Consider the following 25,434-nt stretch of genomic DNA (forward strand, 5'->3'; position numbering starts at 1 on the left):
GGCGAAACCGTCGCAGGATGCGAATGCCGGGACCGGTACGCGTCGACACCATTACCCGTGACCCTGCCGCTGATCGCCCCCATGCTCGCCACGCCCGGCACCCTGCCGTCCGCCGCTCAGGACGCGCAGTGGGCCTACGAGACCAAACAGGACGGGCAGCGCGCGATGGTCTACCTCGCCGGGGACGGCGGCGTCGCGCTGCGGGCCCGTTCCGGTGAGGAGATCACCGGTGCCTACCCCGAGCTGCGCGCCCTCGGCGAGGCGCTGGGCGGCACGGCCGCGGTCCTGGACGGCGAGGTGCTGGCCCTGGACGAGGACGGCCGCTCCGACTTCCAGGCACTCCAGTCGCGGATGGGGCTCGCCCACGCCCCGGCCCGGGCGGCCCGCAGGGCGGCCGAGACGCCGGTGCACCTGGCCCTGTTCGACGTGGTGCACCTCGACGGGCACCCGCTGCTGCGCCAGCCCTACCGGAGGCGCCGCACCCTGCTGGAGCGGCTCGCCCTCCAGGGCCCGTACTGGTCGACACCCGCCGCACTGGTCGGCCACGGCGCCGAAGCCCTGCACGCCACCCGGGAGCACGGCCTGGAGGGCCTCGTCTGCAAGCGGCTGGACTCGGTGTACGAGCCGGGGGTGCGCTCCCGCTCCTGGATCAAGATCCGCAACCTGCGGGCGGTGGACGTGATCGTCGGGGGATGGCTGCCCGGCAAGGGCCGGCTCACCGGGCTGCCGGGCGCGCTGCTGCTGGGCCAGCGGGCGGCGGGCCGGCTGCGCTACGTCGGCTCGGTGGGCACCGGGTGGAGCGAGGCCGAACGCGCCGACCTGGCCGCGCTGCTGGCCGCCGCGGCCACCGACGCGTGCCCGTTCGACCCGGATCCGCGGGTGCCCGGCGCCCGCTGGGTGCTGCCCCGGCTGGTCGGCGAGGTCCGCTACAGCACCCGGACCCGCTCCGGGCTGCTGCGCCAGCCGTCGTGGCTCCGGCTGCGGCCCGACCTCGCCCCCGAGCAGTCGGCCGCCGACGTGCCGGACGGCACCGTGTGACACGGCGTGGCGTGTCACACGGCCCTTCACCGTGCGGACGGCCACCGGCCCTTGGCGTGGGCGGCGAACAGCGGCAAGCTGAACTGCGTTTCCCCCCACAGCCGTTCGGCTGGAACACGTCAGGAGGACACGCAGTGTCGTCACAGAGGTCCAAGAGGAACCGCGGAAGACTGCTCGTCTGCGCGGCCGGTGCCGCAGCCCTCGTCGTCGCCTTCCCCGGCACCGCTCTGGCCGCGCCGCCGCCCGCGCTGCCCGGCAACGCCGACAGCCTGGACCGTACGTTCCAGCCCGCCTTCGACTACGACACCGACGGCTGCTACTCCTCGCCCGCCATCGGCCCCGACGGCACCGTCAACGGCGGCCTCAGGCCGAGCGGCGCCCTGAACGGCTCGTGCCGCGACTCCTGGGACCTGGACAACACCAACGGGTACTCGCGCGCCAAGTGCAACCACGGCTGGTGCGCCGTCCTCTACGCCCTGTACTTCGAGAAGGACCAGGCGCTGCCCCTCATCGGCCTGGGCGGCCACCGCCACGACTGGGAGCATGTCGCGGTGTGGGTGCAGGACGACCGGGTGAAGTACGTCTCCACGTCCAACCACGGCTCGTTCACCGTGCACAACGCCTCGCAGATCCGCTTCGAGGGCACCCACGCGAAGGTCGTCTACCACAAGGACGGCATCGGCACCCACTGCTTCCGCGCGGCCGGCTCCGGCGACGAACCGCCGGAGAACCACCGGCACACCTGGCAGTACCCGGCGCTGGTCGGCTGGAACGGCTACCCCGCCGGCCTCCGCGACAAGCTCGTCGCCCACGACTTCGGCAGCGCCCACTTCGGTCTGAAGGACTCCGCATTCGCCTCCCACCTGGCCGGGGCGAAGCCGTCGGGCATCCCCTTCGACCCGTACGCCTGAGCCGCGGGACCCGGTGTCCGGGTCCGCGAGGGGCCGCGGACTCCGGTGCACCCTTACCCCGCGGATACCCCGCGGATACACGCGGATACACGCGGATACACGCGGATACCCCGCGGATAGCACGCGGAGCGTGGACCGCACCGGGAAACCGGACGGAACGCGGCGGGACGGGGAAGTGCGCGTGGGGGCCCGCGCGGGGCACTATCGTGTGCGGCATGTCCGTTCCCGCTGTGATCCGGATCGTCTCCCGTGACTCGCCCATGGCACTGGCCCAGGTGGAGCGGGTGCGCGCCGGTCTGGCCGCCCGGTACCCCGGTGTGCGCACCGAGGTGGTGCCCGTGCGGACCACCGGCGACAAGTGGCTCGGCGACCTGTCACGGGTCGAGGGCAAGGGCGCGTTCACCAAGGAGGTGGACGCGGCACTGCTGGCCGGGGAGGCCGACCTGGCGGTGCACTGTGTCAAGGACGTGCCCGCCGACCGGCCGCTGCCCGCCGGGACGGTCTTCGCCGCGTTCCTCGAACGTGACGACATCCGCGACGCGCTCGTCCATCCGGGCGGGCTCACCCTGGACGAACTGCCCGCCGGGACCCGGATCGGCACCTCGTCCGTCCGCCGGTCGGCCCAACTGGCCGCCACCCACCCGGAACTGGAGTGCGTACCGTTCCGCGGCAACGCCAACCGGCGGCTGGAGAAGCTCGCCGCGGGCGAGGCCGACGCGCTGCTGCTCGCGGTGTCCGGCCTGGAGCGGATCGACCGGCGGGACGTGATCAGCGAGGTGCTGCCGCCGGAGACGATGATGCCGCCGATCGGTGCGGGCATCCTCGCCCTGCAGTGCCGCGAGGGGGACACGGAGCTGATCGACGCGGTGAGCGCCCTCGGTGATCCGGCCACCCACCGGGAGGCCACCGCCGAGCGGATGTTCCTGCACGTCCTGCAGGGTCACTGCAACAGCCCGATCGCCGGCTTCGCCCAGGTCGACCGCACCGGCGAACTCTCCCTGCGTGCCTGCGTGTTCACCCCGGACGGCAAGACCCGCCTGAACGCCCACGAATGGGCGGGCCCGCTCGACCCGGCCACCCTCGGCACCTCGGTCGCCGTGGCCCTCCTCCGCCAGGGCGCCCGCGAACTCATCGACGGCATCCCCCACTGACCGGCCCACGGTCCCCGGCGGAGAGGAGCTCGCCGGGCGTCCCGGCGGAGGACGGACCCGCCCGTGCCGCCGTCCGCGCGCTGGGCAGGTGAGCGCCCGGGTCGTACCGGTCCCGGCGGAGCCGGGGAGCCGCCGGGCTCCGCGGGAGTCCCGTGCGGCGGGTTCGCGGGATCGACGGGACAATGGGAGGTCCGCGCCGTGTGAGGTGGTGAGGATGCCCGCTTGGCAGCTGCGTGACTACCACGACGACGATCTCGACCAGGCCATCCAGATCTGGGACCAGAGCCGCCGCGCCGACGAGGACCGCGTCTTCCCGGTCTCCGAGGTCGTGACGGCGGCGAAGGCCGGGCAGCCGGCCGTCGTCGCCGTGGTCGGCGACGAACTGGTCGGTATGGCCGTGGCACAGGCCGGCGGGAAACGGGGGTGGATCCTCCTGGTGGCGCTCGCCGCGCGGTGGCGGGAGAGAGGCATCGGCAGCGCTCTCCTCGGAGAGCTGGAGCGCCGCCTGCGGGCACGGGGGGTGCGCCACATCAGCGCGCTGCTGCCCTCCGGCGCGGCCGGGACCAAGGCCCTGGAGAACTCCGGCTACGGCTTCCGCGACGACCTGACCTACTACGAGAAGCTCGAACCCCACGGGACCGCCGACGCGGAGGTGCTCGCGGCCCTGGGAGGGCGCATGCTGCCCGAGGGCCTGTGGAGCACCATGGCCGGGATGGAGCGGGAGAAGGAGGTCGTGGAGCGGCGGGTGGTGCTCCCGCTGACCGAACCGGCCCTCGCCGACCGCTACGGTGTCGCCCCGCCCAAGGCGGTCATCCTGTTCGGCCCGCCGGGCACCGGGAAGACGAGCTTCGCCAAGGCCGTCGCCTCCCGGCTGGGCTGGCCCTTCGTGGAGCTGTTCCCCTCCCGCCTCGCGGCCGACACCAGCGAGGGCCTGTCGGCGGCGCTGCGGGAGGCCTTCGCGGACCTGGCGGAGCTGGACTCGGTGCTGCTCTTCATCGACGAGGTGGAGGAGATCGCCGGGGCCCGCTCCGGCAAGGCGGTCGACCCCGGACACGGAGTGACCAACGAACTCCTCAAGCTCATCCCCGTCTTCCGGGAGCACGACGCCCGGCTGCTGGCCTGCGCCACCAACTCGGTCCGCTCCCTCGACGCGGCGTTCCTGCGGCCCGGCCGCTTCGACTACGTCATCCCCATCGGCCCGCCCGACGCGTCCGCCCGCGCAGCGATCTGGACCCGCTACCTCCGGACGTCCGCCGCTTCGGTGGACACCGCACGGCTGGTGCGGGCGAGTGAGCTGTTCACGCCGGCCGACATCGAGTTCGCCGCCCGCAAGGGCGCCCAGGCCGCCTTCGAGCGGGAGGTCACCCGGCGCGAGGGCCGGCCGGCGACGACCGAGGACTATCTCGCCGCCATCGCCGACACCCGCCCCACCCTCACGGCCCAGGCGGTCGAGGAGTTCGCGGAGGACATCGACACCTACAGCCGGCTCTGAGCGCGCCCAGGAGGCGGACCGGCCCGAGGCCGCCCTCCGGCCGGGGCGGCGTGGCGGACCGCCCGTACCGGCAGGGCTCGACGTGATCGTTTCCGACGCCGGCCCTCGGAGGCGGGGAGAGCGTCGTCCCGGCCGCCGCGGCGCGGGCGGTGGCCGCGGCCGTCCCCGGGGCCGTGTCGAGGATCCTGGGGGAGCGTTCCCGCCACCTCGCGGCCGGGGAGAACCCCGGCGCGTTCACCCGGACGGTCCGGGACTTCCCCACGTCACCCGCCCCCGCCGGGCCGGCTTCCGCCGCCGGCTGACGCCGCGACCCGCGGCAGGCGCGCACGCGGTCAGGCGGTGCCCTCTTCGGCCTGGTCCCGGAGGAAGTCGCTGACCTGGTGGGCCACGCCGCAGTCGGTGCCGCAGGGCGCGGTGAGGAGGTTCTCGTCCAGGCCGAGGCCGCCGGTCCACAGGCGGCGGTCGGTCCAGTCGTCGTCGACGCGGAGCTGGATCTGGACGTCCACCCGGCCGAGGGCCGCCTCGTCGCCGGCGACGAACAGGACGGCGGTCGCCCGGCGCAGCGGATAGACCTCGTAGCCCTCGACGAACTGGGAGTTGCGCCAGTCGAGGAAGGCGCTCTCGCCGTCGGCGCCGATGCGGACGTCGATCTGACCGTCCTCCAGGTGCACGCAGAAGCGGCCGGTGCCGCGGTTCTCGACCGTCACGCGGACGCTGAAGTAGGTCAGCCCCTCCGCCGCGTCGTCACGGCCCCGCGGCGGCTCCGCCCGCTCCAGGCGGTGGACGGTGAGGCGCAGACCGGCATGCTCGTCGTACTCCTGCCAGTCCCCGACCACGTTCGGCTCGCACACAATGCACCCCTCGACTCCCGAAGATGCTTCCTATCCGTGCGCCGATCGCACTGTCAAATGAGCAGAATGCCCCGTGGCCAGGGACTTCCGCACTCTGACCGGCGATCAAGCGCTGCCCAGGAAGAACGCGCCGGCGCGGTCCGCGGCAGGCGGTGCGGGGTGCCGTACGTCACGTCGTCCGGCGGGGCCGGTCGGTCACCGGCCGGGGCCCGGCATGCGCGGACTCCGGGTGCCTCGGGGTGTCCCAGGGTGCCTCAGGGTGTCCCAGGGACGTGCCGGCACGTGCGCAGGAAGCCTCGGGGAATCACCAGGAAACGTTTCAGCCGGTCTGTGGCGGGAAAGCGACGGGTGTGCTTCGGACCGGAGGCACATCCGCGGGATGCCGGCGACGGCCCACGGGTGCCTCCGTCGGGGCCCGGTCCGCGCCTCCCGCGGTGGCTCCTTTTCGGCACCACCCGCCCGGGGAGGTGCGCATCGTGCGTATCACCGCCAAGACGAAGCAGCACTCGCATGACGACGCCCCCGACACCGCCGAGGCCTTCGACCGGCTGCGGCGGCTGCCCGAGAGCCCGGAGCGCGCGGCGCTCCGCGACGAACTGGTCAGGGCCTGGCTGCCCATGTCCGAGCGCATCGCCGTCCGCTTCCGCGGCCGCGGCGAGGCCCTGGAGGATCTCTACCAGGTGGCCGCCCTCGGACTGGTCAAGGCCGTCGACCACTACGACACCCGGCGCGGCCACGCCTTCGAGGCGTACGCCGTGCCGACCATCACCGGCGAGCTGAAGCGGCACTTCCGCGACCACATGTGGACGCTGCACGTGCCGCGCCGCGTGCAGGAGCTGCGCAACCGGGTCCGCCGGGCCGGCAAGGAGCTCTCCCAGACGCTCCCCGGCCGGGCCCCGACCGTGGCGGAGCTCGCCGAGCAGGCCGGTCTCACCGAGGACGAGGTCAGGACCGGGCTGGAGGCCCTGGAGTGCTTCTCCGCGCTGTCCCTGGACGCCGAGCTGCCCGGCACCGACGGCTACGCCCTCGGCGACGCGCTCGGCGGCCCGGACCCAGGCCTGGACAAGGTCGTGGACCGGGTGGCGGTCCGGCCCTGCCTGGAGGCCCTTCCCGAGCGTGAGCGGGTCATCCTCTACCTGCGGTTCTTCCGGGGCATGACCCAGAGCTCCATCGCCGACCAGCTCGGCATCTCGCAGATGCACGTCTCCCGGCTGCTCAGCGGCTGCTTCGCCCAGCTGCGCGAGGAACTCCTCGTGGAGGCCGGCTGAGCATCCGCCGCACACCGGCCGGGCACCCGCCGCGTCAACCCGGGCACCGGTCCCGTCACTCCGACGGGCTACCCGGGATCTGGGTCGGGCCGTGCCGGTCCAGAGCGGCCTCCAGCTCCGCCTGGATCTCCGACGGGATCCGCCCCGTGCGCCCCCACAGCAGGACCAGCTCGGCGACCTGGCGCAGCTTGATGTTCGTGTGCTGCGAGACCTCCCGGAGCACGGTCCAGCCCTGGTCAGGGGCGATCCGGCCGAGCGCGACCATCATCCCGATGGCCTGGTCCACGACGGCGTGCGAGGTCACCGCCTCCTTGAGCTGCCGGACCTCCTGCTGCAGCTCGCTGATGCGGTCCGTCTCGTCGGCCGGTCCACCCGATGCCTGCGTCACGCGTACATCGTGCGCCCGTCCGGCCCCCCGTGCCAGTGGATGCTCGGCAGGCGCCCGGGCCGGATCACGCCGGACACTGGGGAGGAGACCGCGGGCCGTCGGCCCACGACACCAGGACGAGTGCTCATGAACCACCAGCCGACTCCCTCCGCGCCGGAGGTCGTCACCACCGAGTCCGTGTTCGGCGCGCCCTGCTGGGTGAGCCTGACCAGCCGGGACCTGCCGGTCGCCGAGGCCTTCTACTCCGCCGTGCTGGGCTGGCGGTGGCGGTCGGCCCGGCTCGGCGACCGGTTCCGGATCGCGATCGTCGGCGGCACGCCCGTCGCGGGGATCGCGGGCGTCGCCACGATGTGGCAGATGGCCGTCGCGTGGACCCCGTACTTCGCGGTGACGAACGCCAACGAGGCCGCGGCCCGCGCGCAGGAGCGCGGCGGCACCGCGGCCGTCGGCCCGCTCTCCCTGCCGCCCGGCCGGGCGGCGCTGCTCGCCGACCGCGACGGGGCCACGTTCGGCATCTGGGAGGGCGAGCTCTTCACCGACTGGGAGACCTGGCGGCGTGCGGCGCCCGCGTTCATCCGGCTGCACACCCGGGACGCCTTCGACGCGGCGATCTTCTACGGGGAGGTCCTGGAGTGGGCGTCGGCCCGGCCCGGCTGCTGCGAGGTGCACTACGAGGGGGAGGAGGTGGTGCTGCGCAGCAAGGGGGACGTCGTGGCCCGGATCGAGTCGGGGGCGCTGGAGGCGGCTCCCGATCCCACCGTCCGGCCGCACTGGCAGGTCCACTTCGCCGTGGCCGACGTCGAGGCCTGCATCCGGGCCGCCGAGCTCAACGGCGGCAGCGTCCTGAGCAAGAACGACGGGAGCAACGGGGACGCCGTGCTGCGCGACCCCGACGGCGCCCAGTTCACGGTGACCTCGCACCGGGAGCACTGAGCCGCCCCCGCCCCCGGATGCCGCCCGCGCCGGCCCCGCCCCACGGGCCCGGGAGCCTCCGGTACCGGCTGCCCAAGGCCCCGGGCGCAGGACGCGGTCCGGGCTCAGCCGGCTCCGCGTGAGGGCCGGGACAGCACCACCAGGCTCCGGGCGCCGACCCGCACCACCGTGCCCGCCTTGTGCTCCCGCTCATCGGGGAGGCCCTCCGGGTCGGCGGTGTCGATCAGCGCCGACCAGCGTCCGCCGTGGGCGGCGTCGGGCAGCGTGAAGTCGACCGGCTCCCAGAAACTGTTGAGCAGCAGCAGGAACGAGTCGTCGACCACGGGCCCGCCCCGCGGGTCGGGCTCGGCGATCGCGTCGCCGTTGAGGAACACGGCGACGGAGTGGGCGTCGGAGCGCTGCCAGTCCCGCTCCGTCATCTCCCGGGCGTCCGGCGCCAGCCACACCAGGTCGGGCAGCGGCTGCCCGGCGTGCGTGACGGTCTCGCCGCGGAAGAACCGGCGGCGGCGCAGCACCGGGTGGTCGAGCCGCAGCCGGATCAGCCGCCGGGTGTAGTCGAGGAGTTCGCGCTGCTCGTCCGTCAGCCGCCAGTCCACCCAGGACAGTTCGTTGTCCTGGCAGTAGGCGTTGTTGTTGCCGCGCTGGGTGCGGCCGAGTTCGTCGCCGTGGCAGAGCATCGGGATGCCCTGCGACAGCAGCAGCGTGGCGAGCAGGTTGCGCTGCATCCGCCCGCGCAGCTCCAGCACCGACGGGTCGTCGGTGTCGCCCTCGGCGCCGCAGTTCCAGGAGCGGTTGGCGGACTCGCCGTCGTGGTTGCCCTCGCCGTTCGCCTCGTTGTGCTTGTCGTTGTACGACACGAGGTCGCGCAGGGTGAAGCCGTCGTGCGCGGTGACGAAGTTGACGCTGGCGCGCGGCCGGCGGCGGCTGTGCTGGTACAGGTCGGACGAGCCGGTCAGCCGGGAGGCGAACTCGCCGAGGGTGTTGCGGCCGGTGCGCCAGAAGTCGCGCACGGTGTCGCGGTAGCGGCCGTTCCACTCCGACCACAGCGGGGGGAAGTTCCCGACCTGGTAGCCGCCCTCGCCGACGTCCCACGGCTCGGCGATCAGCTTGACCCGGCTGATGACCGGATCCTGCTGGATCAGGTCGAAGAACGCCGACAGCCGGTCCACCTCGTGGAACTGGCGGGCCAGGGTCGCGGCGAGGTCGAAGCGGAAGCCGTCGACGTGCATCTCGGTGACCCAGTACCGCAGCGAGTCCATGATCAGCTGGAGGACGTGGGGGTGGCGCATCAGCAGGCTGTTGCCGGTGCCGGTGGTGTCGTAGTAGTGGCCCCAGTCGCCGTCCACCAGCCGGTAGTAGGAGGCGTTGTCGATGCCGCGGAAGGAGAGGGTGGGCCCCTTCTCGTTGCCCTCCGCGGTGTGGTTGTAGACGACGTCGAGGATCACTTCCAGGCCTGCCGCGTGCAGCGCCTTCACCATCGTCTTGAACTCGGCGACCTGCTCGCCGCGGGTGCCGCGGGCCGCGTAGGCGTTGTGCGGGGCGAAGTAGCCGATCGTGTTGTAGCCCCAGTAGTTGGCGAGCCCCCGGTCGCGCAGCACCCCGTCCTGCACGAACTGGTGGACGGGCATCAGCTCGACGGCCGTCACGCCGAGCGAGACGAGGTGCTCGACGACCGCGGGGTGGGCGAGGCCGGCGTAGGTGCCGCGCAGTCCGGGCGGCACCTCGGGATGGGTGCGGGTCAGGCCCTTGACGTGCGCCTCGTAGATCACCGTGTCGGCGTAGGGGCGCCCGGGCGGGCGGTCCTCGCCCCAGTGGAACCGGGGGTCGGTGACCACGCCGAGCATGGTGTGCCCGGCGCTGTCGGCCGGGTCGGGCCCCGACGCGGCCCGCTCGTACAGCGAGGGGTGGTTGTCGGTCTGCCCGTCGACGGCCCTGGCGTAGGGGTCGAGCAGCAGCTTGGCCGGGTTGCAGCGCTGGCCGGCGGCCGGGTGCCAGGGGCCGTGCACCCGGTATCCGTAGCGCCGGCCGGGGCCGACGCCGGGCAGGTAGCCGTGCCAGACGAACCCGTCGGTCTCGGTGAGGGGCACACTGCGGTGACGGCCGTCGTCGTCGACGAGGACCAGGTCCACGCGTTCGGCGACCTCGCTGAAGAGGGCGAAGTTGGTGCCGCCGCCGTCGTGGGAGGCACCCAACGGGTAGGGGTGCCCGCTCCACACGGGCACCCCTTCGGGCCGGTTCGGCCTGCGGGTCACCGAGCCCCCTCCAGCACGCCGGCGGCCTGCCGTTCGCGGTGGGCCGGCCCGGCGGCGAGCACGGCCCGGGGCACCTGGAGCACCTCGCGCAGGCTCGGCGCGGGCGCGGTCGGCACCAGCGGGACACCTTCGCCGGCCCGCGCCCGCTGCGAGAACCAGATCACCGTGCTGCCGGTGTCGGTGGCGCAGCAGCCCCAGCCGTCACTGGTCCGGGCCAGGTGCACCAGGCAGGCGCGCAGGTCCTGGTCCGGCCGCAGGTCGCAGTCGCGTTCCCCGATGGCGGTGATCAGATGCTGGCCGGTCCACCACATCTCCACGGAGATGCGCTTGTCGGTGGCGTGCTCGTCGATCGCCGCGAGCAGCAGTTCGGCACCGCCGCGGACGGGCTGTACGAGTGTCTGAAGGTCCCAGTGGCGCAGATGGGCCGCGAGGATGCGGCCGACCTGCGGGATCCGTTCCGGGCTGACGTCCACGTCGAGGTGGTAGTAGCAGGGCACTGCGGTCTTCATGGTGGTTTGCTCCTCACCGGCCAGGCTCTCGCCCTCGCCGGCCCGCACAGGCCGGCCCCGAGCACGAAGCGTGAGCACCGATCGCTTCTGAGTCACCACCACAGTGGGGGCGCTAGTCCATTCGTGCAACACGAGCACCTCCGAGGTCGTTGAAGATCCAACAAGACGCTGGGTCGTGCTCCATGCACCATGAGTGAAGGCCTCGATCGCCCCCGACGGTCGGGACGGCGTGGTTCGCGGCCCCGGAAGGTGAACCCCGCCATGCTGCTACCCGCCGAAGCCGAAGTCGCCCGGCAGCTGCGGCGGTACCGGGCCTGGGAGCGTCTGATGCTCGCCGCCCCGGCCGACCGCACGGTGCGCGCCACTTTCGAGGACTCGGGTTACACACTGTGCGTGCTGATGGGCAAGCGGTGCGCACGGGAGGCCGCGGACGCCGCCGAACGCTATCTGCGGCACGGTCCGCTCGCGTTCCAGGGCGAGCAGAGCGGGCGGCCCCGGCCGGCGCGGCGGCTGCGACGGGCCACGCCGGTGACGGCCGCGGGCCCGACCGCCGCGGGGCGCTAGCGCCGTGGCGGTGCCGGGTGCACCGGCGGGTGCACCCGGCACGGCGCCCGGCCGCGGTCGGCGTCGGCCCGGCGCCGGCTCAGGGGCTCCCCGGGACGTACCCCGCCCCGCGGCCGGCCCCGCCCGGCTCCGGCGGGCCCGGCCGCGCGGTTCCCCGCGCCCCGTTCCCGGCTCCGGCCGGCGGGGCCGGGGCACGGGACCGGCCCGGACCGGTCGGGCGCGGCGGGACGTCCGGGGCCGGCAGCCGACCCTCGCGGGGCGCCCGGGTTCCGGGCGTCCCGCCCGCGACACGACCGACACCCCACAGCGGGAAGGGCGTCCTTCCCGCGCAGCTCCGCCGCCGGCCGCGGCCGGCGGCGACCACCGCGGAGGAGACAGACCATGAACGCGCCCGAGACCGTCGGCCGCATCCCGGTACGCGACGTCCACCCGGCGGTGGCGGGCGGCCGGCGGCCGGCGAAGGCCGTGCCGGGCGAGACGTTCGAGGTCTCGGCCACGGTGTTCCGGGAGGGCCATGACGCCGTGGCGGCGAACGTGGTGCTGACCGACCCGAAGGGCCGGCCGGGCCCGTTCACCCGGATGCGTGAACTGGCGCCCGGCGCCGACCGCTTCGGCGCCACGGTCAGCGCGGACCGGCCCGGCCACTGGACCTACCACGTGGAGGCATGGGGCGACCCGGTCGCCACCTGGCGGCACCACGCGGGGATCAAGATCCCGGCGGGGATCGACACCGGACTGGTCCTGGAGGAGGGCGCCGACCTCCACGAGCGCGCCGCCGGGGGCGTGCCGCGCGGGCCCGGGCGTACGGCCCTTCTGCGCGCGGCGAGGACGCTGCGCGACGACCGGCTGCCGGTGGCGTCGCGGCTGGCGGCGGCGCTGACGCCGGAGGTGGACCGGGTGCTGGCGGCGCATCCGCTGCGGGACCTGGTCACCGCCTCACCGGCGATGCCGCTGCTGGTGGAACGCGAACGCGCCCTGTACGGCTCCTGGTACGAGTTCTTCCCCCGCTCCGAAGGCACCCCCGAACAGCCCCACGGCACCTTCCGCACCGCCGAACGCCGCCTGCCCGCCATCGCCGCCATGGGCTTCGACGTCGTCTACCTCCCCCCCGTCCACCCCATCGGCACCACCCACCGCAAGGGCCGCAACAACACCCTCACCCCCGCCCCCGACGACGTCGGCGTGCCCTGGGCGATCGGCTCCCCCGAAGGCGGCCACGACGCCGTCCACCCCGCACTGGGCACCGAGGACGACTTCGCCCGCTTCGTCGCCCGCGCCGCGGAACTCGGCCTGGAGACGGCCCTCGACCTCGCCCTGCAGTGCTCCCCCGACCACCCCTGGGTCGGCAAACACCCCGAGTGGTTCCACCACCGCCCCGACGGCTCCATCGCCCACGCCGAGAACCCCCCCAAGAAGTACCAGGACATCTACCCCCTGGCCTTCGACACCGACTTCGACGGACTGCTCGCCGAGACCCTGCGCGTCCTGCGCCACTGGATGCGCCTGGGCGTGCGGATCTTCCGCGTCGACAACCCCCACACCAAACCGCTCGTCTTCTGGGAACGGCTCCTCGCCGACATCGGCCGCACCGACCCCGACGTGATCTTCCTGGCCGAGGCCTTCACCCGCCCCGCCATGATGCACGCCCTCGCCCAGGCCGGCTTCCAGCAGTCCTACACCTACTTCACCTGGCGCAACACCAGACAGGAACTCACCGAGTACCTCACCGAGCTGACCGGCGAGGCCGCCTCCTACATGCGCCCGAACCTGTTCGTGAACACCCCCGACATCCTGCACGCCTACCTCCAGCACGGCGGCCGCCCCGCCTTCGAGGTCCGCGCCGTGCTCGCCGCGACCCTCTCCCCCGCCTGGGGCGTCTACTCCGGCTACGAACTGTGCGAGAACACCCCCCTGCGCGAGGGCAGCGAGGAGTACCTCGACTCCGAGAAGTACCAACTGCGCCCCCGCGACTGGGACACCGCCGAACGCGAGGGCCGCACCATCACCCCGCTGATCACCCGCCTCAACGCCCTGCGCCGCAAGCACCCCGCCCTGCGACGCCTGCGCAACCTGCACTTCCACCGCACGGACAACGACGCCGTCCTCGCGTACAGCAAGCGCCACGACTCCAATACGGTGATCGTGGTGGCGAACCTCGACCCGCACCACACCCAGGAGGCCACGGTCTCGTTGGACATGCCGCACCTTGGTCTGGACCGGGAAGCATCCATGTCCGTGCGCGACGAGCTGACCGGTGAGACCCACCACTGGGGCAGCTCGAACTACGTGCGCCTGGAGCCCGGCCGGTCCCCGGCCCATGTGCTCCACGTCCAGCCGTCGACACCTGGAGGGCCGAGCGCGTCATGACCGTGAACTCGCCTGTCCCCGACACCTTCGAGGACACCCCCGCCAAGGACCGGGACCCGCAGTGGTTCAAGCGGGCGGTCTTCTACGAAGTCCTGGTGCGCTCCTTCCAGGACAGCAACGGCGACGGTGTCGGCGACCTGAAGGGCCTGACCGCCAGACTCGACTACCTGCAGTGGCTGGGCGTCGACTGCCTCTGGCTGCCGCCGTTCTTCCGGTCCCCGCTCCGCGACGGCGGCTACGACGTCTCCGACTACACCGCCGTACTGCCCGAGTTCGGCGACCTCGCCGACTTCGTCGAGTTCGTCGACGCCGCCCACCAGCGCGGCATGCGCGTCATCATCGACTTCGTCATGAACCACACCAGCGACCAGCACCCGTGGTTCCAGGAGTCCCGCAAGGACCCCGACGGCCCCTACGGCGACTACTACATGTGGGCCGACGACGACAAGCAGTACGACGACGCCCGGATCATCTTCGTCGACACCGAGGCCTCCAACTGGACCTTCGACCCGGTACGCAAGCAGTACTTCTTCCACCGGTTCTTCTCCCACCAGCCCGACCTCAACTACGAGAACCCGGTGGTGCAGGAGGAGGTCCTCGCCGCCCTTCGGTTCTGGCTGGACCTCGGCATCGACGGCTTCCGCCTGGACGCGGTGCCCTACCTCTACGCCGAGGAGGACACCAACTGCGAGAACCTGCCCGCCACGCACGCCTTCCTCAAACGGGTCCGCCGCGAGATCGACGCGATGTACCCGGACACGGTGCTGCTGGCGGAGGCCAACCAGTGGCCGGAGGACGTCGTCGACTACTTCGGCGAGTTCCGCGGCGGCGGCGACGAGTGCCACATGGCCTTCCACTTCCCGGTCATGCCGCGCATCTTCATGGCGGTGCGCCGCGAGTCCCGCCACCCGGTCTCCGAGATCCTCGCCAAGACGCCCGCCATCCCCTCGGGCTGCCAGTGGGGCATCTTCCTGCGCAACCACGACGAGCTGACCCTGGAGATGGTCACCGACGAGGAGCGCGACTACATGTACGCCGAGTACGCCAAGGACCCGCGCATGCGGGCCAACATCGGCATCCGCCGCCGCCTCGCACCCCTGCTGGACAACGACCGCAACCAGATCGAGCTGTTCACCGCCCTGCTGCTGTCCCTGCCCGGCTCACCGATCCTCTACTACGGCGACGAGATCGGCATGGGCGACAACATCTGGCTCGGCGACCGCGACGCCGTACGCACCCCCATGCAGTGGACACCCGACCGCAACGCCGGCTTCTCCACCGCCGACCCCGGCCGCCTCTGCCTTCCGGCCATCATGGACCCGGTCTACGGCTACCAGGTCACCAACGTCGAGGCGTCCATGTCGTCGCCCTCCTCGCTGCTGCACTGGACCCGCCGCATGATCGAGATCCGCAAGCAGAACCCCGCCTTCGGCCTCGGCAGCTACACCGAACTGCAGTCCTCGAACCCGGCCGTACTGGCCTTCCTGCGCGAGTACGAGGACGACCTGGTGCTGTGTGTGGGCAACTTCTCCCGCTTCGCCCAGCCGACCGAGCTGGACCTGCGCAGGTTCGCCGGGCGACACCCGGTGGAGCTGTTCGGCGGGGTGCGCTTCCCCGCCATCGGCGAACTGCCGTACCTGCTCACCCTGGCGGGCCACGGCTTCTACTGGTTCCGGCTCACCCGGGTGGCTTCCCGCATCGGCCGACGACTGTGAGCGTGCTGCGAGAAAGGACGCGACGTCATGCCGAAGACCGCATCCCTGCACCGGGACAGCACCGGACCGGTCCGGCCCATGGCCTCGCTGGACGGCCTGCTGCGCGAGTGGCTCCCGCGGCAGCGCTGGTTCGCGGGCAAGGACCGGCCGGTCACCGAACTGCGCCTGCTGTCACTGACCGAGCTGTTCCCGGGCTGCCTCCATCTGCTGGTGCACGCGGACCACGCCTCCGGCCCGTCCGGCCACGGCGGGGTACCCGCCCCGGGTGCCGCCACCCCTCCGGGTGACTGCTACCAGCTCGTCCTCGGTGTCCAGGAGCACCTCTCCCCCCGGCTCGGCCGGGCCCTGATCGGCAGGGCGCAGGAGGGCCCGCTGGCGGGGATGGCGGTGTACGACGCGCTGCGCGACCCGCGCTCGGCCCAGCTGCTGCTGGAGCGGCTGCGCCGCCCCGGCGGGCTGGGGCCGCTGCGCTTCGAGGGGGCGCCGGACGCGGCCGTGCCGTCGGGGCTGCCGCCTCGGCTGATGGACGCCGAGCAGTCCAACACCTCACTGGTGTACGGGGACGCGTACATCCTCAAGGTGTTCCGGCGGATCCAGCCGGGCGTCAACCCCGACCTGGAGGTGACGGGCGCGCTCGCGGCGCAGGGCTGCGCGCGGGTGCCCGCGCCGATGGCGTGGTTCCGCACCACACAGCCGTACGAGGCGACCCTGGGGGTGCTCCAGCCGTTTCTGCCCGGCGCGTCCGACGGCTGGACCCTCGCCCTGCACGCCCTGTCCACCGGCGACGACTTCACCGCCGAGGCGCACGCCCTGGGCCGGGCCACCGCCGAGGTGCATCTGGCGCTGGCGGCGGCCTTCCCCGGCGGCCCGCCCGCCGAGAACGGGCGGACGGCGGCGGCGATGGCCGAGCGGCTGGACGCGGCCGCGCACGGCGTGCCCGCACTGCGGCCGTACGTGCCGGGGCTGCGCGGGGCGTTCGGCACGCTCGTCACCTGCGACCCGGGGCCCGCCGCCCAGCGCATCCACGGCGACCTGCACCTCGGGCAGGTGCTGTGGGCGGGGCGGGAGTGGTTCGTGATCGACTTCGAGGGCGAGCCGAACCGGCCGCTCGCCGAGCGGTGCACCCCGCAGTCCCCTGTGCGGGACATCGCCGGGATGCTGCGCTCGTTCGACTACGCCGCCCGCCAGCGCCGCCCGTGGCGGCCGCAGTGGGCGCGCCGCTGCCGGGAGGCGTACTGCGCCGGGTACGCGGAGCGGGCGGGCTGGGACCCGCGCAAGAAGCACGCGCTGCTGCGTGCCTACGAGACCGACCGTGCCGTGTACGAAGTCGTGTACGAGGCCCGGCATCGTCCGGACTGGCTCGCCGTCCCGATGGCGGCGATCGAGCGTCTGGCCGTGAGAGGAGACTGAGAGCCGTGGCCCTGCGTGACACCTCCCTTCCCGAACCGTCCGGTCCACCGGCCGTGGACCGGGCCGCGCCGCCGCTCGACGGCGCGGAGCGGGCCCGCCTGCTCGCGGGCGCCCACCACGATCCGCACGCCCTCCTCGGCGCGCACCCGGTGCCCGGCGGTGTCGCGGTGCGGGTGCTGCGTCCGTTCGCCCGCGCGGTGCACGTGCTGGCGGACGGCGGGCGGTATCCGCTGCGCTCCGAGGGAGACGGCCTGTTCACGGGTGTGCTGCCGCAGACGGAGGTCTGCTCCTACACCCTGTCGGTGGCGTACGACGACGGTCCCGGACAGGAGGTGGAGGACCCCTACCGGTTCCTGCCCGCGCTCGGCGACCTGGATCTGCACCTCATCCGGGAGGGCCGCCACGAGCAGCTGTGGAAGGCGCTCGGCGCGGAGCCGATGACCCATCAGGGCGTGGCCGGGACGCGGTTCTCGGTGTGGGCGCCCAACGCCCGGGGTGTCCGGGTGACCGGGGACTTCAGCTGCTGGGACGGCACGGCCTTCCCGATGCGTTCGCTGGGCTCGTCCGGTGTGTGGGAGCTGTTCCTGCCGGGCATCGGCGAGGGTGCCCGCTACAAGTTCGAGATCACCTCCCGGCACGGTGAGCGCTTCCTGAAGGCCGATCCGATGGCACGCCGCGCGGAGGCCGCGCCCGACACGGCGTCGGTCGTGCACGTCTCGCGCCACGAGTGGGGCGACGCCGAGTGGCTGGCCCGCCGGGGCGCGGTGCCGGTGCACGAGGCGCCGTTCTCGGTGTACGAGGTGCATCTGCCGTCCTGGCGCCCGGGGCTGACCTATCGTCAGCTGGCGGAGGAGCTGCCCGGCTATGTGAAGGACCTCGGGTTCACGCATGTGGAGTTCATGCCGGTCGCGCACCACCCGTTCGCCGGCTCCTGGGGCTACCAGATCACCGGCTTCTACGCCCCCACGGCCAGGCTGGGTTCGCCCGACGACCTCAAGTTCCTGATCGACGCGCTGCACCGGGCGGGTGTCGGCGTGATCCTGGACTGGGTGCCGGCGCACTTCCCGAAGGACGACTGGGCGCTGGCCCGGTTCGACGGGGAGCCGCTGTACGAGCCGGGCGACACGCGGCGGGCCGAGCACCCGGACTGGGGCACGCTGGAGTTCGACTACGGCCGCACCGAGGTGCGCAACTTCCTGGTGGCGAACGCCGTCTACTGGTGCGAGGAGTTCCACGTCGACGGCCTGCGGGTGGACGCGGTCGCCTCGATGCTCTACCTGGACTACTCGCGGGACTCCGGGCAGTGGGCGCCCAACGTGTTCGGCGGCAACGAGGACCTGGACGCCAAGGCGTTCCTGCAGGAGATGAACGCGACCGTGTACCGGCGGGTGCCGGGGGTCGTGACGATCGCCGAGGAGTCCACCGCGTGGGGCGGGGTGACCCGGCCGACCGACGGCGGCGGTCTGGGGTTCGGGCTGAAGTGGAACATGGGCTGGATGCACGACTCGCTGCAGTACATGCAGCACGAGCCGGTGCACCGCAAGTACCACCACCACGAGATGACCTTCTCGATGATCTACGCCTACAGCGAGAACTACGTGCTGCCGGTCTCCCACGACGAGGTCGTGCACGGCAAACGGGCGCTGGTCTCCAAGATGCCCGGCGACTGGTGGCAGCAGCGCGCCGACCACCGCGCCTACCTCGCCTTCATGTGGGCCCACCCCGGCAAACAACTCCTCTTCATGGGACAGGAGTTCGCCCAGGGCGCGGAGTGGTCGGAGCCGGACGGCCCGGACTGGTGGCTGCTCGACCCCGCCTACGGCGCCGAACCCGACCACCGCGGCGTGCGCGACCTCGTCCGCGACCTCAACACCGTCTACCGCTCGGTGCCCGCGCTGTGGCAGCGCGACACCGACCCGGCCGGCTTCCAGTGGATCACCGCCGACGCCGCCGACGACAACGTCTTCGCGTTCCTGCGGCTGGACGCCGCCGGCACCCCGCTGCTGTCGGTCAGCAACTTCTCCCCCGTCGTCCGCCACGACTACCCCCTCGGCGTCCCCGCCGGCGTCCCCGCCTGGCAGGAGGTCCTCAACACCGACGCCGCCCGCTACGGCGGCTCCGGCGTCACCACGGCACCCGGCCCCGTCACACCCGGGCCCCGCCCCGCACACGGCCGCCCGGCCGGCATCCGGCTGACCCTCCCCCCGCTGGCCACCGTCTGGCTCCGCCCGCACCACAAGTGACGAACCGTCAGGTGCCTGGGGCGGTCGCGGGCCGCACCAGGCACCGGCAGCGGGCGGGAGGGCGGGGCGACGGGACGGGGACGGGTCATCGGAGCCGAAAAGTTACCCGGTTCCCGGCACGGTGTTCCCACTCCTGGGCTACATTCGACCACCGTCGATAACAGTGCTCGTCGGCGACGTCACATTCCGTTTCGACCAGGAGCAGCGCATGCGCGACCTCGCTCTCGCTCCGCCCGTCGTCCCGCCGCCGACCGGCGGGCTCGCCGACAGCGTCTTCGAGACGGCTGCCCGCAGTCCGGGCCTGCCGCTGCTGGCCCGCCGCACGCCGTCCGGCGGCTGGCGGCAGGTGACCGCGGCCGAGGTCCGGGACCAGGTCGTCGACCTGGCCAAGGGGCTGGTGGCGTGCGGCATCCCGCCCGGGAGCCGGGTGGCCGTGATGGCCCGCACCCGCTACGAGTGGACGGTGTTCGCACACGCGCTGTGGGCCGTGGGTGCCGAGGTCGTGCCGGTCCATCCGTCGTCGTCGCGGGAGCAGGTGGAGTGGATCCTGCGGGACGCGGGCTGCGTCGCGGTGGTGGTCGAGGACGAGCACGCGGTGATGACGGTCGGCTCGGTGTGCGCGACTCTGCCGGGTCTGCGGCACGTCTGGCAGCTGGACGCCGGAGGCATCGACCAGTTGGTGCAGCGGGGGGTGTACATCCCCGCCGCGACGGTCGACTCGCTGCGCCGCATCGTGCTGCCGGACGCCACCGCCGTGGTCGCCTACACCTCGGGCACCAGCGGCCGGCCCACGGGGTGCGCGCTGAGCCACCGGGGGCTGGCGAACCCGTGCGACACCATCCTGGCGGGCTGGGGCCACACCGCGGCGCCCCCGGGGGAGCAGGCCAGGGTGCTGGCGTTCCTGCCGCTGTCGCACGCGTACGGGCTGATGATCCAGGAGACGTGCCTGCGCGGCGGTGTGCTGATGGGGCACGAGCCGGACCTGAGCGAGGCATCGTTGTCGGCGGCGCTGCGCTCCTTCCGGCCCACCTACTTCTACGGGGTGCCGTCCCTGTTCGAGAAGCTGTACAAGACGTTCCTCCGGACCGCCCAGCAGGCGGGCCACGGCGCGCTGTTCGAGCGCGCGGCGCGGACGGCGCGGGCCTTCGCCGCGGCGACCGAACGGCACCGGCTGGGCCGCGGCGCGGGGCCGGGGCCCAACCTGCGGTTCCAGCACGCCGTGTACGAGCGGACGGTGTACCGGAGGCTGCGTGAGGCGCTGGGCGGACAGGTGCGCCGGGCCACCTCGGGCGGCTGCCCGCTCAGCCGCGAACTCTCCCTGTTCTACGAGGGGATCGGCATCTACGTCCATGACGGCTACGGCCTCACCGAGACCAGCGGCGGCATCACCAACCAGCCGCTGGGCCGGGAGAAGTCGGGCACGGTCGGCAAGCCGCTGCCGGGCACGGAGATCAGGGTCGCGCCGGACGGGGAGATCCTGGTGCGGGGCCCGTCCGTGTTCCAGGGCTACGTCAACGACGAGGCCGCCACCCGGGCCGTGCTGCACGGCGGCTGGCTGGCGACCGGCGACCTGGGACGGCTGGACGCCGACGGCTATCTGACGATCACCGGCCGCAAGAAGGACGTCATCATCACCAGCGGCGGAAGCAGTGTGGCTCCGGCGCCGCTGGAGCAGCGGCTGCGGCTGCACCCGCTGGTGCACCAGGCCGTCGTGGTCGGCGACAACCGCCCGTGTGTGGGCGCGCTGATCACTCTGGACCCTGACTTCCTGGCCCACTGGCGCTCCGTGCAGCGCTGGCAGAGCGGGCTGCTGAGCCGGGAGGCCCGGGAGGAGAACGCGCTGCGGGAGGAGGTCGCGCGGGCGGTGGCCGCGGCCAACAGCGTGGTGTCGCGGGCGGAGTCCATCCGGGTGTTCCGGGTGCTGCCGGAGGCGTTCGACGTGGCGGGCGGGCTGCTGACCCCGTCGATGAAGCCCCGCCGGGACGCGATCGTGCAGCGCTACGCGCTGGAGATCGACGCCATGTACCAGGACGGCTCCCGCCCGGTGCGGCCGCCCGCCGCGGAGGACCCGCTCGGCTGGGACGACGCGGACGACGTGTTCCGCTGACGGGTCCGCGCGCATGACCGGTCCGTTCGGGGAAAGTCGTACGGCACCGGTCCGGTGGGGCCGGGGTGCCGCGGGGCGGCACCCCGCGGGCCGCGCGGGCCGCGCGGTTCGTCAGCCTGCCGCACTCGGCTGGCGGGACCGCCCGGGACACGGTGGGATCGGTGAGGTGCGACGCAGCGGCCCAGGCGGTCGGTCCGGCGCCCGCGCGCAGACCGCCCGGCACCGCGGAAAGGGATGGACACCGTGACACGACCCAGGATTCTGGTGGTGGGCGCAGGCTTCGCCGGCGTGGGGTGCGTACGCCGGCTGGAGCGCCGGCTCGCCCCCGGCGAAGCCGAGATCACCCTGGTGACGCCGTTCGCCTACCAGCTCTACCTCCCGCTGCTCCCCCAGGTCGCCTCCGGTGTGCTGACGCCGCAGTCGATCGCGCTGTCGCTGCGGCGCAGCCGCAGGTACCGCACGCGGATCATCCCGGGCGGGGCGATCGGCGTGGACCTGAAGGCCAAGGTGTGCGTGATCCGCACGATCACCGGCGAGGTTCTCGACGAGCGGTACGACTACATCGTGCTGGCGCCCGGCAGCGTCACCCGCACCTTCGACATCCCCGGCCTGACCGAGCACGCGTTCGGCATGAAGACGCTCGCCGAGGCCGCGTACATCCGCGACCACGTGATCTCGCAGCTGGACCTGGCCGACGCCAGCCAGGATCCGGCCGAGCGGGCCTCCCGGCTGCAGTTCGTGGTGGTCGGCGGCGGCTACGCGGGCACCGAGACGGCGGCGTGCCTGCAGCGGCTGACGCACAGCGCGATCAAGCGCTACCCGCGCCTCGACCCGGCCCTGATCAGGTGGCATCTGATCGACATCGCGCCGAAGCTGATGCCGGAGCTGGGCGAGAAGCTCGGCCGCAGCGCGATGGAGATCCTGCAGCGGCGCGGCATCGAGGTGTCGCTGGGGGTGTCCATCGGCAAGGCGGGCGCTCAGGAGGTCACCTTCACCGACGGCCGCGTCGTGCCGACCCGCACGCTGATCTGGACGGCGGGGGTGGTGGCGAGCCCGCTGATCGCGACCCTGGGCGCGGAGACGGTGCGCGGCAGGCTCGCGGTGAACGCCGAGATGACCCTGCCGGGACAGGACGGGGTGTTCGCGCTCGGGGACGCGGCCGCGGTGCCGGACCTGGCCGAGGGAGAGGAGGGCGCGGTCTGCCCGCCGACCGCGCAGCACGCCATGCGGCAGGGCCGGCAGGTGGCGGAGAACCTCATCGCGACGCTGCGCGGAGAGCAGCTGCAGCCGTACGTCCACAAGGACCTGGGGCTGGTGGTGGACCTCGGCGGCCGGGACGCGGTGTCCAAGCCGCTCGGGATCGAGCTGCGCGGGCTGCCGGCCCAGGCGGTGGCCCGCGGCTACCACTGGAGTGCGCTGCGCACGAACGTCGCCAAGACCCGGGTGCTGACGAACTGGCTGCTCAACGCGGTCGCGGGGGACGATTTCGTGCGCACCGGCTTCCAGGCCCGCAAACCGGCCACGCTGAAGGACTTCGAGTACACGGACTCCTACCTCTCGCCGGAGGAGGTGCGCGCGCGGGCCGAAGGGCCTGGTGGACCGGGGGGACCGGGCTGACCCGGCGGACCCGGTCGACGGCCGGCGGGCGGCGGGCGGCCGGCGGCGGGCGGCAGGCCCGGCGGAGGCGGAGGAGCCGTGGAAGGAAGCCCCGCGCGTAGGAGGTGTGAAACACGGGACCGGGTGAAACCCGTCACGGGAGCCTGTTTCGGTTGCGCGAAGCGATGGCCAATGGTTTATCGTTCATGCATATGGCGTGATCGAGTGCCACTGTCATGACGGTGTGACGGTCCACTGCGACCCCCGCGAGCTGCCCTGGCTGGTTTCCCCCGTCCAGCCAGGGCTCTTCCTTCTCCGGGTGGCGGCCCGCCGGTCCGCCGAGGTGCTCTCGCGGCCGTCGGCGGCTGAAATGGGCGTAGGGAAAACACCGGAACCTCACCCGGCAGGAGCCCCGCGCCATGACCAAAGCGACGAAACTGCTGACCGCTCTCCCTCCGGCGCAGCGCGAGCGTCTGATGGCCCTCGCCCGGGAGGTCTCCTTCCCCGAGGACGCCCGCATCTTCGAGGCCGGCGGCACCGCCGACCGGTTCTGGATCGTGCGTTCCGGCGCGGTCTCCCTCGACCAGCAGGTGACCTCGGTGCAGCGGGTGACCGTGGCCAGCCTCGGCTCCGGGGACCTGCTCGGCTGGTCCTGGCTGTTCCCGCCCTACCAGTGGGACTTCGGCGCGGAGGCGTTCAGCCCCGTACGCGCCTACGAGTTCGAGGCCGAGCCCGTGCTGGCGCTGTGCGAGGAGGACCCCCAGCTGGGGCTGGCCCTGATGCGCATCGTCTCCGAGATCCTCGCCCACCGGCTGGAGTCGACCCGCAACAAGCTGATGGACCAGTACGCGCTGCACCGGCGCGGCGTGCTCTGAGCCCGCCGGGTCCGCCGCGCCCGGGCGGAGAGGGAGACCGCCCGGGGCGGTCCGCCGGCACGGGCCGCCGCGGGGGCCCGCCCGGCCGGACGGACGCCGGCGCGTACGGCGACCCCGCGGTCCGCGATCTCAGCGGTCCGCGATCAGCAGCGCACCCAGCGTGATCATGGTGGCGGCGACCAGCCCGTCCAGCACCCGCCACGCGCCCGGCCGGGCCAGATGCCGGCCGAGCAGTCGCGCCCCGAAGCCGAGCGCGGTGAACCAGGACAGGCTCGCCAGCGTTGCTCCGAGGCCGAACGTCCAGCGCAGCGGGCCGCGGTCGGCGGCGACGGAGCCGAGCAGGAACACCGTGTCGAGGTACACGTGCGGGTTGAGCCAGGTGATGGCCAGGCAGGTGAGCACCGCCCGGCGCAGCGACCCGGCGGCCTCGCCCTGCGCGCTGAGCGCACCCTGCGGGCGCAGCACCCGGCGCGCGGCCAGGACGCCGTAGCCGATCAGGAACGTCCCGCCGGTCCAGGCGACCGCGGTCAGCGCGCCCGGCCAGGCCACCACGACCGCGCCCACCCCGGCCACCCCCAGCGCGATGAGCAGCGCGTCCGACACGGCGCAGATGCCGACGACGGCGAGGACGGCGTGCCGGCGCACGCCCTGGCGCAGCACGAAGGCGTTCTGGGCGCCGATGGCCACGATCAGGGACAGGCCGGTGCCGAACCCCGCGGCGGCGGCGGAGAGTGTGTTGCTCATGGCGTCGACGCTAGGGAAAGGATCACTGGCGGTACAGCTAAAGATTCTTACGTATCCTTAGCCGTTATGATGTCAGATGCGGTGGGCGGCCTGCCCGAGCTGCCCCTGGACCAGGTGCGCACGCTGCTCGCGGTGGTCGACGAGGGAACCTTCGACGCGGCCGCGGCGGTCCTGCACGTGACGCCGTCGGCGGTCAGCCAGCGGGTCAAGGCTCTGGAGCAGCGCACCGGGCGGGTGCTGCTGCTGCGCACCAAGCCGGTCCGGGCCACCGAGTCGGGCGAGGTGGTGGTGCGGTTCGCCCGCCAGCTGGCCCGTCTGGAACGCGACGCGCGGGCCGAACTGGGCATGCGGGGCGCGGGCGAGGCGACCCGGGTGTCGGTGGCGGTCAACGCGGACTCGCTGGCGACCTGGTTCCTTCCCGCGCTGTCCCTGGTGCCGCCGGAGGCGGCGCTCTGCTTCGAGCTGCGCTGCGAGGACGAGGACCACACCGCCGCGCTGCTGCGCGCGGGCGTGGTGATGGCCGCGGTGACCTCCTCGGCCGCCCCGGTGCCCGGCTGCACGGTGCGCGGGCTGGGCGTCATGCGGTATCTGGCCGCCGCGCACCCGGACTTCGCCGCCCGGCGGCTGACCGGCCCGCTCGCCGAGGCGCTGGCCGGGGCGCCGGTCGTGGTCTTCGACCGGCGCGACGACTTCCAGGACGGATTCGTGCGGAGCCTGGGGCGTCCCGCGGCGAGCGCGGCCAGGCACCATGTGCCGACCTCCGAGGGCTTCTGCGAGGCCGTCGCCGCGGGGCTCGGCTGGGGGATGCTCCCGGAGGCGCAGGCCCGCCCCCTGCTCGCCGCCGGCCGGCTCGTCGAACTCGCCCCCGGGCGGCCGGTCGACGTGCCCCTGCACTGGCAGCAGTGGAAGCTCGACTCCCCGGCCCTGGCATCGGTCGCGGAGGCGGTCGCCACCGCCGCGGCCGGGGCGCTGCGGCCCGCGCCCGGCACCCCCCGCTGACGCCCGGCCACCCCGGACGGT

General features: G+C 73.3%; 20 protein-coding genes. 15 read left to right on the plus strand and 5 right to left on the minus strand.

What is annotated here, in order from left to right:
* Positions 1 to 57 precede the first annotated feature (57 nt).
* The 4 genes from ligD to AC5K6T_RS17625 all read left to right on the plus strand — a co-directional run bounded on the left by ligD (position 58) and on the right by AC5K6T_RS17625 (position 4,592).
* Positions 58 to 1,038: a non-homologous end-joining DNA ligase gene (gene ligD, locus AC5K6T_RS17610; protein WP_493210113.1), complete on the plus strand. Its 981-nt coding sequence runs from the start codon at positions 58 to 60 to the stop codon at positions 1,036 to 1,038.
* A gap of 134 nt (positions 1,039 to 1,172) precedes the next feature.
* Positions 1,173 to 1,949: an NPP1 family protein gene (locus AC5K6T_RS17615; RefSeq protein WP_493210115.1), complete on the plus strand. Its 777-nt coding sequence runs from the start codon at positions 1,173 to 1,175 to the stop codon at positions 1,947 to 1,949.
* A 215-nt stretch (positions 1,950 to 2,164) separates the two neighbouring features.
* Positions 2,165 to 3,100 carry a hydroxymethylbilane synthase gene (gene hemC, locus AC5K6T_RS17620; protein WP_493210117.1) on the plus strand — a complete coding sequence of 312 codons (936 nt, stop codon included), beginning with the start codon at positions 2,165 to 2,167 and terminating at the stop codon, positions 3,098 to 3,100.
* A 214-nt stretch (positions 3,101 to 3,314) separates the two neighbouring features.
* Positions 3,315 to 4,592, plus strand: coding sequence for an ATP-binding protein (locus AC5K6T_RS17625; protein ID WP_493210119.1), 1,278 nt, complete (start codon positions 3,315 to 3,317; stop codon positions 4,590 to 4,592).
* A 332-nt stretch (positions 4,593 to 4,924) separates the two neighbouring features.
* On the opposite strand, the gene AC5K6T_RS17630 is transcribed toward AC5K6T_RS17625, so the two are convergent.
* Positions 4,925 to 5,443 carry a hypothetical protein gene (locus AC5K6T_RS17630; RefSeq protein WP_493210121.1) on the minus strand — a complete coding sequence of 173 codons (519 nt, stop codon included), beginning with the start codon at positions 5,441 to 5,443 and terminating at the stop codon, positions 4,925 to 4,927.
* Positions 5,444 to 5,919: 476 nt separating this feature from the next.
* Here AC5K6T_RS17630 and AC5K6T_RS17635 point away from each other — a divergent pair, with 476 nt between their 5' ends.
* A complete protein-coding gene (locus AC5K6T_RS17635) occupies positions 5,920 to 6,711 on the plus strand; it encodes an RNA polymerase sigma factor SigF (RefSeq protein ID WP_493210123.1) in 792 nt (263 codons plus the stop codon).
* A 55-nt stretch (positions 6,712 to 6,766) separates the two neighbouring features.
* Here the strand turns inward: AC5K6T_RS17635 and AC5K6T_RS17640 are convergent, their stop codons facing one another.
* Positions 6,767 to 7,099, minus strand: a complete 333-nt coding sequence (locus AC5K6T_RS17640; RefSeq protein ID WP_493210125.1) for an ANTAR domain-containing protein — start codon at positions 7,097 to 7,099, stop codon at positions 6,767 to 6,769.
* A gap of 126 nt (positions 7,100 to 7,225) precedes the next feature.
* Between AC5K6T_RS17640 and AC5K6T_RS17645 the strand changes: the two genes are divergently transcribed.
* A complete protein-coding gene (locus AC5K6T_RS17645) occupies positions 7,226 to 8,032 on the plus strand; it encodes a VOC family protein (protein ID WP_493210127.1) in 807 nt (268 codons plus the stop codon).
* 104 nt (positions 8,033 to 8,136) lie between these two features.
* Here the strand turns inward: AC5K6T_RS17645 and glgX are convergent, their stop codons facing one another.
* Both glgX and AC5K6T_RS17655 read right to left on the minus strand, forming a co-directional pair.
* Positions 8,137 to 10,284 carry a glycogen debranching protein GlgX gene (glgX, locus tag AC5K6T_RS17650; protein ID WP_493210128.1) on the minus strand — a complete coding sequence of 716 codons (2,148 nt, stop codon included), beginning with the start codon at positions 10,282 to 10,284 and terminating at the stop codon, positions 8,137 to 8,139.
* The gene (locus tag AC5K6T_RS17655) at positions 10,281 to 10,793 is read right to left on the minus strand and encodes a pep a2 (protein ID WP_493210130.1); all 513 of its coding nucleotides are present in this window, start codon (positions 10,791 to 10,793) and stop codon (positions 10,281 to 10,283) included. Before AC5K6T_RS17655 ends, glgX begins: the two co-directional genes overlap by 4 nt.
* A 261-nt stretch (positions 10,794 to 11,054) precedes the next feature.
* Between AC5K6T_RS17655 and AC5K6T_RS17660 the strand changes: the two genes are divergently transcribed.
* The 8 genes from AC5K6T_RS17660 to AC5K6T_RS17695 all read left to right on the plus strand — a co-directional run bounded on the left by AC5K6T_RS17660 (position 11,055) and on the right by AC5K6T_RS17695 (position 23,670).
* Positions 11,055 to 11,357, plus strand: a complete 303-nt coding sequence (locus tag AC5K6T_RS17660) for a DUF5133 domain-containing protein (RefSeq protein ID WP_493210132.1) — start codon at positions 11,055 to 11,057, stop codon at positions 11,355 to 11,357.
* 381 nt (positions 11,358 to 11,738) lie between these two features.
* Positions 11,739 to 13,724, plus strand: a complete 1,986-nt coding sequence (locus AC5K6T_RS17665; RefSeq protein ID WP_493210133.1) for an alpha-1,4-glucan--maltose-1-phosphate maltosyltransferase — start codon at positions 11,739 to 11,741, stop codon at positions 13,722 to 13,724.
* Positions 13,721 to 15,439 (plus strand): maltose alpha-D-glucosyltransferase, encoded by a 1,719-nt coding sequence (gene treS, locus AC5K6T_RS17670; RefSeq protein WP_493210135.1) that lies wholly within the window; start codon positions 13,721 to 13,723, stop codon positions 15,437 to 15,439. Before AC5K6T_RS17665 ends, treS begins: the two co-directional genes overlap by 4 nt.
* Before the next feature lie 27 nt (positions 15,440 to 15,466).
* Positions 15,467 to 16,849, plus strand: a complete 1,383-nt coding sequence (locus tag AC5K6T_RS17675) for a maltokinase N-terminal cap-like domain-containing protein (protein ID WP_493210137.1) — start codon at positions 15,467 to 15,469, stop codon at positions 16,847 to 16,849.
* 5 nt (positions 16,850 to 16,854) lie between these two features.
* Positions 16,855 to 19,092 carry a 1,4-alpha-glucan branching enzyme gene (gene glgB, locus AC5K6T_RS17680; protein WP_493210138.1) on the plus strand — a complete coding sequence of 746 codons (2,238 nt, stop codon included), beginning with the start codon at positions 16,855 to 16,857 and terminating at the stop codon, positions 19,090 to 19,092.
* A gap of 208 nt (positions 19,093 to 19,300) precedes the next feature.
* Positions 19,301 to 21,199, plus strand: a complete 1,899-nt coding sequence (locus AC5K6T_RS17685; RefSeq protein WP_493210139.1) for an AMP-dependent synthetase/ligase — start codon at positions 19,301 to 19,303, stop codon at positions 21,197 to 21,199.
* 234 nt (positions 21,200 to 21,433) lie between these two features.
* The gene (locus AC5K6T_RS17690) at positions 21,434 to 22,816 is read left to right on the plus strand and encodes an NAD(P)/FAD-dependent oxidoreductase (protein WP_493210141.1); all 1,383 of its coding nucleotides are present in this window, start codon (positions 21,434 to 21,436) and stop codon (positions 22,814 to 22,816) included.
* A gap of 398 nt (positions 22,817 to 23,214) precedes the next feature.
* Complete coding sequence (locus AC5K6T_RS17695; protein ID WP_493210143.1) at positions 23,215 to 23,670, plus strand: cyclic nucleotide-binding domain-containing protein; 456 nt, start codon at positions 23,215 to 23,217, stop codon at positions 23,668 to 23,670.
* 129 nt (positions 23,671 to 23,799) lie between these two features.
* Here the strand turns inward: AC5K6T_RS17695 and AC5K6T_RS17700 are convergent, their stop codons facing one another.
* Positions 23,800 to 24,414 carry a LysE/ArgO family amino acid transporter gene (locus tag AC5K6T_RS17700; protein ID WP_493210144.1) on the minus strand — a complete coding sequence of 205 codons (615 nt, stop codon included), beginning with the start codon at positions 24,412 to 24,414 and terminating at the stop codon, positions 23,800 to 23,802.
* A 66-nt stretch (positions 24,415 to 24,480) separates the two neighbouring features.
* Here AC5K6T_RS17700 and AC5K6T_RS17705 point away from each other — a divergent pair, with 66 nt between their 5' ends.
* Positions 24,481 to 25,413: a LysR family transcriptional regulator ArgP gene (locus AC5K6T_RS17705; protein WP_493210146.1), complete on the plus strand. Its 933-nt coding sequence runs from the start codon at positions 24,481 to 24,483 to the stop codon at positions 25,411 to 25,413.
* Positions 25,414 to 25,434: the final 21 nt, after the last annotated feature.

The sequence above is a fragment of the Streptomyces sp. B8-7 genome (genome assembly GCF_058833805.1).